Source organism: Variovorax paradoxus B4 (genome assembly GCF_000463015.1).
GTDB lineage: Bacteria > Pseudomonadota > Gammaproteobacteria > Burkholderiales > Burkholderiaceae_C > Variovorax > Variovorax paradoxus_E.
On the sequence record NC_022247.1, the window covers coordinates 5,518,426 to 5,531,723 of the forward strand.

The window sequence follows — 13,298 nt, forward strand, 5'->3', positions numbered from 1 at the left end:
GTTAGGCGACGTAGCACAGCACTTCGCCACCGACGCCGGTAGCGCGCGCCTTGCGGTCGGTCATCACGCCCTTGGGGGTCGTGACGATCGCGACGCCGAGGCCGTTCTGGACTTGCGGAATGGAAGCACTGGCCTTGTAGACGCGCAGGCCGGGGCGGCTCACGCGCTCGATGCGCTCGATGACCGGGCGGCCAGCGTAGTACTTCAGGGTAATGACGAGTTCGGACTTGCCGTCTTCGGTCTTGACCTGGAAACCGTCGATATAGCCCTCGTCCTTCAGGACCTGCGAGATCGCAATCTTCACCTTGGAAGACGGGACCGACACAGTGGGCTTCGCCACCATCTGCGCGTTACGGATACGCGTCAGCAGGTCGGCAATGGGATCACTCATGCTCATGTTGTTTGCTCCTGCCTGGCTTACCAGCTGGCCTTGGTGACACCGGGGATGTCGCCATTGAAGGCCAGTTCGCGGATCTTGGCGCGTGCCAGACCGAATTGACGGAAGGTGCCACGGGGGCGACCGGTGATTTCGCAACGGTTGCGCTGGCGCGTGGGGTTCGCGTTGCGCGGGAGCTTTTGCAGGCCCAGGCGGGCAGCAGCGCGCTCTTCGTCGCTCTTCTTCACGTCGTTGGAAATTGCCTTCAGTTCCGCGTGCTTCGCAGCGTACTTGGCGACCAGCTTGTCGCGCTTGAGTTCGCGTTGGATCAGGGATTGTTTAGCCACGGTTCGCCTCAGTTCTTGAACGGGAAACGGAAACCAGCGAGAAGCGCCTTGGCTTCTTCGTCGGTCTTGGCCGTCGTCGTGATGCTGATGTTGAGACCGCGCAGGGCATCGACCTTGTCGTATTCGATCTCGGGGAAAATGATCTGTTCCTTGACGCCGATGTTGTAGTTGCCACGGCCGTCGAACGCACGGCCGGAAATGCCGCGGAAGTCGCGAACACGCGGCAGCGCGATGGTCACGAAACGGTCCAGGAACTCATACATCTGCACGCCACGCAGCGTGACCATGCAGCCGATCGGCTGGTTCTCGCGGATCTTGAAACCGGCGATGGCCTTCTTCGACTTGGTGACCACGGGCTTCTGGCCGGCGATCTTGGTCAGGTCGGCAACTGCGTTGTCCAGGACCTTCTTGTCGGCGACAGCTTCACCCACGCCCATGTTGAGCGTGATCTTGGTGAGGCGGGGGACCTGCATCGGCGACTTGTAGCCGAACTTTTCCGTCAGGTCTTTCGCGATCTTTTCGCGATAGTGTTGTTGGAGACGTGCCATGTGAGTACCTCTTAGGCGAACTTGATTTCGTCGCCGCTGGACTTGAAGACGCGAACAGCCACGCGCTTGCCGTCAGCACCCTGGGTGATCTTGATGCCCACGCGATCGGCCTTGCCGGTCGCGGCATTGAAGATCGCCACGTTGGATTGGTGGATGGGCATGATCTTCTCGACGATGCCGCCGGTCGTACCCTTGAGGGGGTTCGGCTTGGCGTGCTTCTTGACGATGTTCACGCCCTCGACGACGAGGTGCGAGTCATCCTTGCGCAGCGAGACGGTGCCGCGCTTGCCTTTGTCGCGCCCGGCCAACACGATGACCTGGTCGCCTTTGCGAATCTTGTTCATGGCGTTGTTGTCCTTAGAGAACTTCGGGGGCCAGCGACACGATCTTCATGAACTTTTCGGTGCGCAGCTCGCGCGTCACCGGTCCGAAGATGCGGGTGCCGATCGGCTCCAGCTTGGCGTTGAGCAACACGGCTGCGTTGCCATCGAATTTGACGAGCGAGCCGTCGGCGCGACGGATGCCCTTGGCGGTGCGGACCACCACTGCGCTGTAGATCTCGCCCTTCTTGACGCGACCACGCGGAGCGGCTTCCTTGATGCTCACCTTGATGACGTCGCCCACGCTGGCATAACGCCGCTTGGAGCCACCGAGCACCTTGATACACAGGACGGACTTCGCGCCTGTGTTGTCGGCCACTTCGAGCCGGGATTCAGTTTGGATCATTGCTAGTAGTTCCCAACTTGTACCGATGCGCCTCCGGGAGGGAAACGCTGCGGTCAGTCTTGGGCCCGTCGTCCGCACCCCGAACCACTCGAGGCACTTCCGCTTTGGGCTGAAAGCTTCGCCTTTTTTGAAGCGAAGCCTGCGATTGTTGCACGCAGGCCAAGGCATGTCAACTGCCTTCTGAGATCGAAATGGACTGGAACTAGACTTGGCGGCGTGCGCACCCCTGTTCCAGACCCTCGATCCGCCCCCGCATCGCCCATGCGCCGCCGGCTGCTGGCCGGCACGGCCGCCATTGCGGCGGGCCTGGGAGGATGGGGATTGGGCGGCTGCAGCAGCCCGGCCATTCCGCCGGCGTCGCCGGGACGGCTGCGCCGCCTGGCCGAGGCGTACTGGCCGCACCGGCTGAATATACAGGGCACCACAGCCGGCGGCCTCTCCGGCATCGAGTACGACGCGGAAAGAAGTGAGTACCTGCTGCTCAGTGACGATCGATCCGACCTGAATCCTGCGCGTTTCTATGTGGCGCAATGGGCGCCTCCCTGGGTCGAGCCGCCCGAACCGAAGAGTGTCGTGCAGCTGCAACGTCCGGGCGGCGGCCCCTGGCCCGCACGGCGCCGTGCCGAGCCGGGGACCCCGGTTCCGGACCCCGAATCGCTGCGCCTGCGCCCGGGCGCCGGTACCCTGCTCTGGACGAGCGAAGGCGACGTGGGACGGGGATTCGGCCCGGCCTTGTCCGAGTCCGCGCGCGACGGCCGCCTGCTGCGCGAGTTCGCCCTGCCCGCCATGTTCAACCCCGACCCGGCGCAGCGCCGCGGCCCGCGCGACAACCTGGGTTTCGAGGGCCTGGCGCTGACGCCCGACGGCCGCCACGCCTGGCTCGCCATGGAAAACGCGCTGATCCAGGACGGCCCGGTTCCCACCACGCGTGCGCCGGGCGGCCCCTGCCGGCTGACCCGGGTCGATCTGGAGACCGGCCAGGCCACGCGCCAGATTGCCTATGTTCCCGATGCGATCCCGCTGCGGCCGCTGATTCCCGGCAGCCATGCGGACAACGGCATCAGCGAGATCCTGATGCTCGGCGCCGACCGCATGCTGGTGCTGGAGCGCGCCTATGCCACCGGCGCCGGAAACTCGCTGCGCCTCTACGAGATCGATACCCGCAACGCTTCCGACGTGCTGGCTGTCGACGCGCTCGCCGCGGGCAACCACCGCGCCGCGGCGAAGACCCTGGTCGCCGACTTTGCCTTGCTGGGCCTTTCGCGCCTCGACAACACCGAAGGCATGTGCTGGGGGCCGCCGCTGCCGGATGGCAAGCGCATGCTGGTGGTCGTGAGCGACGACAATTTCAACCCGCTGCAGACAACCCAGTTCGCGGCATTCGAATACACCGACCGACCATGACCATCGCCGTCACCTTCCTGCCCCGCACCGCACCGCCGCCGCTCCCTCCGATCGCCTTCATCGGCGGCGGCAACATGGCCAGCGCCATCATCGGCGGCCTTATCAAGCAGGGTACGCCCGCCGGCGCCTTCGAGGTGGTCGAGCCTTTCGAGGAGGCCCGCACCAAGCTCGCGCAAGCCTTCGGCATTGCCGCCCACGCCGAGGCCAGCGACGCCCTTTCGCGCTGCGCCGTGGTGGTGTGGGCAGTCAAGCCGCAGACTTTCGCGCAAGCCGCCGGCCCGGTGCGCGCGTTCGCAGCAAACGCACTGCACCTGAGCGTGGCAGCGGGCATTCCGTCGGGCAGCATTGCGCGCTGGCTCGGCAGCGAACGCGTGGTGCGCGCCATGCCCAACACACCGGCACTGGTGGGCCAGGGCATGACCGGCCTCTATGCGCGATCCGCGGTGGACGCCGCCGACCGCGCCCTGGTCGGGCAGCTGCTGGCGCCGACCGGCGAACTGCTCTGGGTCGACGACGAAGCCGCGCTCGATGCGGTGACGGCCATGTCCGGCTCCGGCCCCGCCTATGTGTTCTATTTCATCGAGGCAATGACCGAAGCCGGCGTCGAGATGGGCCTGCCGCTCGACCAGGCCCAGCGGCTGGCCATCGGCACCTTCACCGGGGCTTCGGCACTCGCGCACAGCGCCACCGAGCCGCCGTCGGTGCTGCGCGAACGCGTGACGTCGAAGGGCGGAACGACCCATGCGGCCCTCACCTCGCTCGAGGGCGCCGACGTCAAGGCGAAGTTCAAGGCCGCCATCCGCGCGGCGCAGAAGCGCGCCGCCGAGCTGGGCGACGAATTCGGCAAGGCCTGAGCGGCCCCGCCGATCGCCCGATCTATTTCAGCGCGTAGCCGGCCGCGATGCCGGCAAACACGGTGAAGCCCAGCCAGTGGTTCAGCCGGAAGGCCTTGAAGCAGCCGTCGCGGGTGCGCTCGCGGATCAGCCGCCAGTGCCAGGCGGCCTGCGCCACGGCGATGCCGATGGCGGCGAAGAACACGGACCCCAGGCCCCGGCTCGCGCCCGCCCACGCCCAGACGGCCAGGAAGACGCCGTAGCTCGCCATGACGGCCGCCACGTCGAAGCGGCCAAAGGTGATGGCCGAGGTCTTCATGCCGATCTTGAGGTCGTCGTCGCGGTCGACCATCGCGTACTCGGTGTCGTAGGCCAGCACCCAGAACAGGTTGCCGGCCAGCAGCCAGGCGGCAAACACCGGGACCGTGGCTTGCACCGCGGCAAAAGCCATCGGAATGCCGAAGCTGAAGGCAATGCCGAGCACCGCCTGCGGAACCGACACGAAGCGCTTGGCGAACGGATAGGCCAGCGTGATGGCCAGCGCCGCAAACGACCACAGGATGGTGGGCCGGTTGGTCGTGAGCACCAGCCCGAAGGCCAGGAGCGCCAGCACGGCGCCCAGCACCAGCGCCTCCCTGACCGACACCGCGCCGCGGGTCACCGGCCGCTGCGCGGTCCGCTTCACATGGCGGTCGAAGTCGCGGTCGGCCACGTCGTTGATGCAGCAGCCCGCGCTGCGCATCAGGATGGTGCCCAGCACGAACACGGCCAGCAGATGCCAGCCCGGCCAGCCCCCGGCCGCAAACCAGAGTGCGCCCAGCGTGGGCCAGAGCAGCAGCAGCCAGCCGGCGGGGCGGTTCCAGCGGATCAGGTCGAGATAGAGCGCAAAACGGCGGGCAAGCATGCGGCGGACAAAAAAAGAGCGGCCATTGTGCCGCTCCTGGGTTCCCGGGCTCGGGCCCTCAGTCCTCGAGCAGCGAACGCAGCATCCAGGCGGTCTGGTCGTGCACGGTGCAGCGCGCGGTCAGCATGTCGGCCGTCGGGTCGTCCCCGGCCTCTTCGGCCACGGGGATGAATTCGCGCGCGATGCGCGACACGGTTTCGTGGCCCTTGACCAGGATGCGCACCATCTCCATCGCCTTCGGCGGGGTCTGGGGCACGTCGGGCACGGTGGCGATCTTGCTGAACTCGGCGTAGGAGCCCGGCGCGTAGTGACCAAGGGCGCGAATGCGTTCCGCGAGCACGTCGGTGGCGCCCCAGAGCTCGGTGTACTGGCCCATGAACATCGCATGCAGCGAGTTGAAGTGCGGCCCCGTCACGTTCCAGTGGAAGTTGTGGGTCGTGAGGTAGAGCGTGTAGGTGTCGGCCAGCACGCGGCTCAGGCCCTCGGCAATGGCGGCGCGGTCCTGGCGCTCGATGCCGATGTTGATGATGGGCGCATTGCGGCTGCCGGATTCTTGCGCCACCAGGGCGCCGCCCTTCTTGGGCACCTTGCCGGGCGAAGAGGACGACGATGTTTTCTTCGATGCTTTGGCCATGGCGGAGAATTCCTTCTTCAAGTTTGCGGGACGCCGTTGATTCTGAAAGCCGACCCGCGGCTTCGCAACAGCGTCACTCTATCCCGGCGATGAATGAATCCGAACGGCCGCCGCGCAGACCAAGTGCGCGTATTTCTACGACAGCCGTTTGACACCCGGCAGCTCGCACGCATAGATCGCGTTGCGCAAGGCCGCGATCGCCTCGTAGCGCGTGAAGGTGCGGCGCCAGGCCAGCACCACGCGCCGCGTCGGCGGATCGCGGTCGTGCGCGTCGCGCACCGGCAGGTAGCGCACCATCTGCTCGGGCTCCTTGCGTCCCTTGACCTTGGGCTTGAGCGCTTCGGCCGGCACCGACAGGCGCGGCACCAGCGTCACGCCCATGCCCGACGCCACCATGTGCTTGATGGTCTCGAGCGACGAGCCCTCGAAGCTCTTGCGAATGCCCTCGGCGTTGCTCGAGAAGCGCGCGAACTCGGGGCACACCTCGAGCACGTGGTCGCGAAAGCAATGGCCGGTGCCGAGCAGCAGCATGGTTTCGTTCTGCAGCTCTTCCGAAGTGATCGACTCGCGGTCGGCGAACTTGTGCTTCGTGGGCAGCGCCGCCATGAAGGGCTCGTCGTAGAGCGGCGCCATGGCAAGGCCGGTGTCGGGGAAGGGCTCGGCCATGATCGCGCAGTCGATCTCGCCGGCACGCAGCATCTCGAGCAGCTTGGCGGTGAAGTTCTCCTGCAGCACCAGGGGCATCTGCGGCGTGCGCGCAATCACCTGGCGCACCAGGTCGGGCAGCAGGTACGGGCCAATGGTGTAGATCACGCCAAGGTTCAGCGGGCCGGCCAGCGGGTCCTTCCCGCGCTTGGCGATTTCCTTGATGCTGGCGGCCTGGTCGAGCACGCTCTGCGCCTGCTGGACGATCTGCTCGCCGAGCGGCGTGACGGTGACTTCGCCCGCGCTGCGCTCGAAAAGCTTGACCTCGAGTTCGTCCTCGAGCTTCTTGATGGCCACCGAAAGAGTGGGTTGGGAGACGTAGCAGGCCTCGGCCGCCTTGCCGAAGTGCCGTTCGCGGGCTACTGCGACGATGTATTTGAGTTCGGTAAGAGTCATAGCTTGCGTCAATTATGCGCAAGCGTCCGTGACCGGGCATTGTCCGGGGTCGGCCTGCGGATAATGGTGGCCCCATCGACACCGGTGCCGCCATGACCTTGTCCACCTATCTGCTGTTCCTGCCGGCCTGCTTCGCCATCAACATGGCTTTCGGCCCCAACAACCTGCTGTCGGTCACCAACGGCGCGCGCCACGGCGTTTCGCCGGCGGTCATCGCGGCCGGCGGGCGCCTCGCGGCCTTCGCCATCATGATCGCCATCGCGGGCCTGGGCATGGGCGCGGTGCTGGTCGCGTCGGAGCTGGCCTTCGACGTCATCAAGTACATCGGCGCCGCCTACCTCGTGTGGATCGGCATCCGCCTGCTGCGCGCCCCGGCGCCGGCGGCCGAGACGCAGGCATCGGACGCGGCAGCGCCGCCCTCGATGCGCGCGCTGGTGCGCCAGGAGTTCACCGTGGCGGCGGGCAATCCCAAGGCGATCCTGGTGTTCACGGCCTTCTTTCCGCAGTTCGTGGTGCCGGGGGCCTATGCCACCAGCTACTTGCTGCTGGGCACGACCTTCCTGTTGCTCGAGGTGGTTGCGATCGCGCTCTACGCGATGCTGGGCGCGCGCATGCGCCGGCTCGCCAACGGCAGCCGCGCGATGCGCTGGTTCAACAAGGTGAGCGGCGGCATGATGGTCGGCTTCGGGCTGCTGCTGGCCTTCACGCGCCGCCCCGCCGCCTGAGCGAGCGCGTTCAGGCTTTCAGGTACTCGGCCTTGGTGCCGAGCCAGCGATCGATGTGGCGCTGGGCCAGGTCCGGGTGCTTGTCGAGCATCAGCGGCGCCAGTTCGCGCGCCCAGTCGAGCAGCATCACGTCGGTCGTCAGGTCGGCAAAGCGCAGCAGCGGCGCGCCCGACTGGCGCGCGCCCAGGAATTCGCCCGGGCCGCGGATCTCGAGGTCGCGCCGCGCAATCTCGAAGCCGTCGCCGGTTTCGGCCATGGCCTTGAGCCGGGCCCGGGCCGCTTCGCCGACCCGGCCGCTGTCGCCCGGCGCGTAGAGCAAGACACAGGCCGAGGCCGCAGCACCGCGCCCCACGCGGCCGCGCAGCTGGTGCAGCTGCGAGAGCCCGAAGCGCTCGGCATGCTCGATCACCATCAGCGATGCGTTCGGCACGTCCACGCCCACCTCGATGACCGTGGTGCTCACCAGCACCTGGATCTCGTTGGCCGTGAAGGCGGCCATCACCGCCTGCTTTTCGGCCGTGGGCATGCGCGAATGCAGCAGCCCGACGTTGACGGCCGTACCGAGCGCATCCGCCAGCTCGTCGCGCGTCTCGGTGGCGTTGCGCAGGTCGACCGCCTCGCTTTCCTCGATCAACGGGCAGACCCAGTAGACCTGCCGGCCCTGGGCGATCTGCGCCTGGATGCGGTCGATCACCTCGTCGCGCCGGTGGTCGGCCACCAGCCTGGTGACGATGGGCGTGCGGCCCGGCGGCAGCTCGTCGAGCGTGGAAACGTCCAGGTCGGCGTAGTAGCTCATCGCCAGCGTGCGCGGGATCGGCGTGGCGCTCATCATCAACAGGTGCGGCTCGAGATGGCCCACGGCCTTGCCGCGCAGCGCAAGGCGCTGCGCCACGCCGAAACGGTGCTGCTCGTCGATGATCGCCAATGCGAGGTTCTTGAAACGCACTTTCTCCGAGATCACGGCATGGGTGCCGATGACCAAGGCCGCCTCGCCGCTCTCGACCGCGGCGGACATCGCGTCGCGCTCCTTCTTCTTCTGGCTGCCGGTGAGCCAGGCCACGCGCAGGCCGCGTTCGGCCAGCAGCGGATCGAGCCAGCCGACCAGCTTGCCGAAGTGCTGGGCCGCGAGGATTTCGGTCGGCGCCATCAGCGCGCACTGAAAGCCCGCGTCGATGCAGCGCGCCGCCGCGAGCGCCGCCACCACGGTCTTGCCCGAGCCCACGTCGCCCTGCAGCAGGCGGTGCATCGGGATCTCGCGGCGGAGGTCGCGCGTGATTTCCTCGCCCACGCGCTGCTGCGCGCCGGTCAGGCCGAAGGGCAACACCGCGAGCAACTGCGCATGCAGCGAGCTCGCCTGCGGCTCGGCCGAGGAAGGCAGCATCGGCGCACGCTGCGCTGCGCGCTCCAGCCGCGCCTGCAACTGCGAGAGCTGCTGTGCGAGCAGTTCCTCCGCCTTGATGCGCTGCCATGCCGGATGGCTGTGGTCTTCGAGCGTGGCCATGGCCACGTCGGGCGTCGGGTAGTGCAGGAAGGTCAGCGAACTGCGCAGGTCCCAGGCGCCGCGCCATCCGATCTGCACGGGAATCGTCTCGTCGAGCACCGCGCGCGCCAGGCCCGAGCGCACCTCGCGCCGGAGCACCGGCTGCGGGAGGCCCGCAATGGTCGAGTAGACCGGCGTCAGCGCCTGCGGCAATGCCGTGCCGGCCGCCTTGACGGTGGGATGCATCATCTGCCGCCCGACGAAGCCGCCGCGCATCTCGCCCCGCACGCGCACACGCGCGCCAACGGCCAGCTGCTTCTGCTGCGAGGGATAGAAGTTGAAGAAGCGCAGCTGGCAGGTGTCGCTGCCGTCGTCGATGGTGGCGATCAGCTGCCGGCGCGGGCGGAACACCACCTCGCATTCGGTCACCAAGCCCTCGACCTGCGCCATGTCGCCGTCGCGCGTGTCGGCCAGGCGCACGATGCGCGTCTCGTCTTCGTAGCGCATCGGCAGGTAGAGCGCGAAGTCGATGTCGCGCACCAGGCCGAGCTTGCGCAGCGCGCGCTGCACGGCGCTCAGCCCGGCACCGGGCGCGGCCGGGGCGGCGGCGGGCGGGCTTGTGGTCTTTTCGGGCGGCACGGACTTCACGGAAGCGGGCATGGGACAATTCTGCCCGGCTCCGGCCACGTTCTACTTTCCACGCCTCCTTGGCACGGGCCCGTCCGGCCCTCAAGCACCATGCGCGCCTTCACGCTTTCCGACTTCGATTTCGTCCTGCCACCCGAGCTGGTGGCACAACACCCGGCTCCTGAACGCACATCCTCCCGTCTCCTCGACGGCACAGGCAGCACCCCGGCCGACCGCATCTTCAAGAGCCTGCCCTCGCTGCTGCGCGCGGGCGACCTGCTGGTCTTCAACGACACGCGCGTGGTCAAGGCGCGCCTGTTCGGCGAGAAGCCGACCGGCGGCAAGCTCGAACTGCTGGTCGAGCGCGTGCTGCAGGGCCACGAAGTGGTGGCGCACATGAAGGTCAGCAAGAAGCCGCCGGTGGGCACGATGCTGGAGATGGTGGGCGGCTTTCACGCCACGCTCCTGGGCCGCTGGCCGGACGAAGATGGCGCGCTGTTCCGCTTCGGCTTCGAGAGCGACGCGGGCGAAGATCCCTATGCACTGATGGCCCGTTGCGGCCACGTGCCGCTGCCGCCCTACATCACGCACACCGATTCGGTCGACGACGAGCGCCGCTACCAGACCGTGTTCGCGCGCGTGCCCGGCGCGGTGGCCGCGCCGACAGCCGCATTGCATTTCGACGAAGGCCTGCTGGCCGAACTCGAAGCCCGCGGCGTGCAGCGCGCCAGCGTCACGCTGCATGTGGGCGCCGGCACCTTCCAGCCGGTCAAGACCGAGAACATCGCCGACCACACGATGCACGCCGAGCGCTACGAAGTGCCCGAGGCCACGCAGCGCGCCATCGCCGAGTGCAAGGCGCGCGGCGGCCGGGTGGTCGCGGTCGGCACCACCACCGTGCGCACGCTCGAATCGTGGGCCAAGAGCGGCGAGGCCACGGGCGACACGCGCATCTTCATCACGCCGGGGTTCGCGTTCGAGCACGTCGACCTGCTGGTGACCAACTTCCATTTGCCGAAGAGCACGCTGATGATGCTGGTCTCGGCCTTTGCGGGCTACGAGCGCGTGATGGCGCTCTATGCCCACGCCATCGCGCAGCATTACCGTTTCTTCAGCTACGGCGACGCCATGCTGCTGGCGCGCGCTTCCACGTGAAAACCAGCGCCATCCGTTCCTCGCTGGCCGCGTTCGCATTCGGATGCGCGCTGCTGCTGCCGGTGGCCGTCCATGCACGCGGCTACACGCCGCAGGGGCTCTGCGGAGGCTATGCGCGGCTCGACATCGGCAGCCCCGCAGGCACCTGCGTCGCGCTGCTGGCCGACGAGGCCCAGGGCCTGCGTGCGCCCCGGCGCATCCTCGAGGTGGCGCCGGGCCGCTACTGGGTCGTCGACATGGGATCGTGGGAGCCGCGCCGGGGCCGCCTGCTCGAGATGGTGCTGCCCACCGAGGGCTCCGCGCCGCGCCGTGCGCGCTTCAGCGTGCTGGCCGAGCAGCTCGACCGGCCCCTGGGCCTCGTCGCCGGACCCGACGGAAAGATCTACGTCGGCGAGTCGGGCACGATCTGGCGCACGCCGATCCCTCCGCCCGGCGGCGCGCTGCAGCGCGAGACGGTGCTCGACGGCCTGCCGGGCGACGGCACGCATCCGCTCAAGGAACTGGCCTTCGGACCGGGCGGGCGGCTCTACGTCAATGTCGGCTCCGACTCCGATGCCTGCCGCGATGCGTCGTCGAAGCAATACGCGCTGCCCTGCCCCGACCTGGCCGGGCCGAAGCCGCGCGCCACCGTGTACGAAGCCGTGCTCGCCGGGCCGGACTACAAGCTGCAGAGCTTCAAGCCCTTTGCCACCGGCCTGCGCAATTCGGTCGCATTGACCGTGCTGCAGGACGGCCCCGCCAGGGGCACCGTGCTGCAGGGCGAGAATTCCATCGACTACGAAGACGTCGGCCAGCCGCCCGAAGAGCTGAACCGGCTGCAGGCCGGGCGCGACTACGGCTGGCCCTATTGCGTAGGCAACCGGCGGCCCGCGCGCGGCTACGAGAACCGGCACGACTGCAAGGCCACCGAGGCACCGCTGATGCTCTGGCCCGCGCACGTCGCGCCGCTGCAGATGATCACCGGGCCCGCGGACAGCCGCTTCGCGGGCCAGCTGCTGGTCGCCTGGCGCGGCCACCAGCCGCCCGGCCACCGCGTGGTGGGCTACAAGCTCGATGCGCGCGGCCTGCCGTCGGGCAAGCCGATCGAATGGCTCGCCGGCTGGAGCCCCAAACCCGGCATGCGCCCGATGGGCCGCCCCACCGGCATCACCGTCGACCGGCAGGGCCGCCTGCTCGCCGTCGAGGATTTCAACCGTACCATCCTGATGCTGCTGCCGGACGCCGGCGCCGCCCCCCAGAAATGACCGCCACCACGTCCCTGCCGCGCCTGAAGTTCGAACTTCTCAAGACCGATCCCGCGAGCCACGCACGCCGCGGCACGCTCACGCTCAACCATGGCGTGGTGCAGACGCCGATCTTCATGCCCGTGGGCACCTACGGCACCGTCAAGGGCGTGATGCCGCGCAGCCTCGAGGAAATGGGCGCTCAGATCATCCTGGGCAACACCTTCCACCTGTGGATGCGTCCCGGCCTCGACGTGATGGCCAGCTTCGGCGGGCTGCACCCCTTCGAGAAGTGGAACAAGCCGATCCTCACCGACTCGGGCGGTTTCCAGGTCTGGTCGCTGGGCGCGATGCGCAAGATCAGCGAGGAGGGCGTGAAGTTCGCCTCGCCCGTCAACGGCGACAAGCTGTTCCTCACGCCCGAGGTCTCGATGCAGATCCAGACCATCCTCAACAGCGACATCGTGATGCAGTTCGACGAGTGCACGCCCTACGACACCAAGGGCCACATCACGACCGAGGCCGAGGCGCGCATCTCGATGGAGCTGAGCCTGCGCTGGGCCAAGCGCTGCCAGCACGAGTTCGCGCGGCTTCAGAACCCCAACGCGCTGTTCGGCATCGTGCAGGGCGGCATGTTCGAGAACCTGCGCGAAGAGTCGCTGGCCGCGCTGGTCGACATGGACTTTCCGGGCTATGCCATCGGCGGCGTGAGCGTGGGCGAGCCCAAGGAAGAGATGCTGCACATCATGGGCCACACGCCGCACCGGCTGCCCGCGAACAAGCCGCGCTACCTGATGGGCGTGGGCACGCCCGAAGACCTGGTGCAGGGCGTGGCCGACGGCGTCGACATGTTCGACTGCGTGATGCCCACGCGCAATGCGCGCAACGGCACGCTGTTCACGCGCTTCGGCGACCTGAAGATGCGCAATGCGCGCCACAAGAACGATCCGCAGCCCATCGACCCGAGCTGCACCTGCCATGCGTGCGCGGGCACCTCGGGCGTGGCGTGGAACGACGGCGGGCGCGAAGGCTTCAGCCGCGCCTACCTGCACCACCTCGACCGCTGCGCCGAGATGCTCGGGCCGATGCTCGCCACCATCCACAACCTGCACTACTACCTGAACCTGATGCGCGAGATCCGCGAATCGCTCGAGGCGGGCACCTTCACGGAATTCCGCGCACGCTTCAAGTCGGAGCGCGCGCGCGGCGTCTGAC

15 protein-coding genes are annotated in these 13,298 nt (G+C 67.9%); 6 read left to right on the forward strand and 9 right to left on the reverse strand.

The window, feature by feature from the left end; genetic code table 11:
• Position 1: 1 nt before the first annotated feature.
• Genes rpsH through rplN form a run of 5 tightly spaced genes read right to left on the reverse strand, consistent with a single transcriptional unit; the run spans position 2 to position 1,997 of the window.
• Complete coding sequence (gene rpsH / locus VAPA_RS25785) at positions 2-397, reverse strand: 30S ribosomal protein S8 (RefSeq protein ID WP_021012928.1); 396 nt, start codon at positions 395-397, stop codon at positions 2-4.
• A 20-nt stretch (positions 398-417) separates the two neighbouring features.
• Positions 418-723 carry a 30S ribosomal protein S14 gene (gene rpsN, locus VAPA_RS25790; RefSeq protein WP_021012929.1) on the reverse strand — a complete coding sequence of 102 codons (306 nt, stop codon included), beginning with the start codon at positions 721-723 and terminating at the stop codon, positions 418-420.
• Between the two features lie 8 nt (positions 724-731).
• Positions 732-1,271: a 50S ribosomal protein L5 gene (rplE, locus tag VAPA_RS25795; RefSeq protein WP_013544114.1), complete on the reverse strand. Its 540-nt coding sequence runs from the start codon at positions 1,269-1,271 to the stop codon at positions 732-734.
• An 11-nt stretch (positions 1,272-1,282) separates the two neighbouring features.
• Positions 1,283-1,615: a 50S ribosomal protein L24 gene (rplX, locus tag VAPA_RS25800; RefSeq protein WP_021012930.1), complete on the reverse strand. Its 333-nt coding sequence runs from the start codon at positions 1,613-1,615 to the stop codon at positions 1,283-1,285.
• A gap of 13 nt (positions 1,616-1,628) precedes the next feature.
• On the reverse strand, positions 1,629-1,997 hold the full coding sequence (rplN, locus tag VAPA_RS25805; protein ID WP_009124801.1) for a 50S ribosomal protein L14: 369 nt from the start codon (positions 1,995-1,997) through the stop codon (positions 1,629-1,631).
• A gap of 261 nt (positions 1,998-2,258) precedes the next feature.
• Between rplN and VAPA_RS25810 the strand changes: the two genes are divergently transcribed.
• Positions 2,259-3,401 (forward strand): esterase-like activity of phytase family protein, encoded by a 1,143-nt coding sequence (locus tag VAPA_RS25810; RefSeq protein ID WP_021012931.1) that lies wholly within the window; start codon positions 2,259-2,261, stop codon positions 3,399-3,401.
• Complete coding sequence (proC, locus tag VAPA_RS25815) at positions 3,398-4,255, forward strand: pyrroline-5-carboxylate reductase (protein ID WP_021012932.1); 858 nt, start codon at positions 3,398-3,400, stop codon at positions 4,253-4,255. Before VAPA_RS25810 ends, proC begins: the two co-directional genes overlap by 4 nt.
• A gap of 22 nt (positions 4,256-4,277) precedes the next feature.
• Here proC and ubiA read toward each other — a convergent pair whose 3' ends face one another.
• The 3 genes from ubiA to VAPA_RS25830 form a co-directional block, all read right to left on the reverse strand.
• On the reverse strand, positions 4,278-5,138 hold the full coding sequence (gene ubiA / locus VAPA_RS25820) for a 4-hydroxybenzoate octaprenyltransferase (protein ID WP_021012933.1): 861 nt from the start codon (positions 5,136-5,138) through the stop codon (positions 4,278-4,280).
• Between the two features lie 58 nt (positions 5,139-5,196).
• On the reverse strand, positions 5,197-5,772 hold the full coding sequence (locus VAPA_RS25825) for a Dps family protein (RefSeq protein ID WP_021012934.1): 576 nt from the start codon (positions 5,770-5,772) through the stop codon (positions 5,197-5,199).
• Positions 5,773-5,907: 135 nt separating this feature from the next.
• Complete coding sequence (locus VAPA_RS25830; RefSeq protein ID WP_021012935.1) at positions 5,908-6,873, reverse strand: LysR substrate-binding domain-containing protein; 966 nt, start codon at positions 6,871-6,873, stop codon at positions 5,908-5,910.
• 92 nt (positions 6,874-6,965) lie between these two features.
• Between VAPA_RS25830 and VAPA_RS25835 the strand changes: the two genes are divergently transcribed.
• Positions 6,966-7,598: a LysE family translocator gene (locus tag VAPA_RS25835; protein ID WP_021012936.1), complete on the forward strand. Its 633-nt coding sequence runs from the start codon at positions 6,966-6,968 to the stop codon at positions 7,596-7,598.
• A 10-nt stretch (positions 7,599-7,608) separates the two neighbouring features.
• Here VAPA_RS25835 and recG read toward each other — a convergent pair whose 3' ends face one another.
• Entirely contained in the window at positions 7,609-9,738 is a 2,130-nt protein-coding gene (gene recG / locus VAPA_RS25840; protein ID WP_021012937.1) for an ATP-dependent DNA helicase RecG, read from the reverse strand.
• A 78-nt stretch (positions 9,739-9,816) separates the two neighbouring features.
• Here recG and queA point away from each other — a divergent pair, with 78 nt between their 5' ends.
• Genes queA through tgt form a run of 3 tightly spaced genes read left to right on the forward strand, consistent with a single transcriptional unit; the run spans position 9,817 to position 13,297 of the window.
• Positions 9,817-10,860, forward strand: a complete 1,044-nt coding sequence (queA, locus tag VAPA_RS25845) for a tRNA preQ1(34) S-adenosylmethionine ribosyltransferase-isomerase QueA (protein WP_021012938.1) — start codon at positions 9,817-9,819, stop codon at positions 10,858-10,860.
• Positions 10,857-12,104: a PQQ-dependent sugar dehydrogenase gene (locus VAPA_RS25850; protein WP_021012939.1), complete on the forward strand. Its 1,248-nt coding sequence runs from the start codon at positions 10,857-10,859 to the stop codon at positions 12,102-12,104. The genes queA and VAPA_RS25850 overlap by 4 nt, the downstream gene beginning before the upstream one ends.
• Positions 12,101-13,297 (forward strand): tRNA guanosine(34) transglycosylase Tgt, encoded by a 1,197-nt coding sequence (gene tgt / locus VAPA_RS25855; RefSeq protein ID WP_021012940.1) that lies wholly within the window; start codon positions 12,101-12,103, stop codon positions 13,295-13,297. The genes VAPA_RS25850 and tgt overlap by 4 nt, the downstream gene beginning before the upstream one ends.
• The last annotated feature ends 1 nt before the right edge of the window (position 13,298 follow it).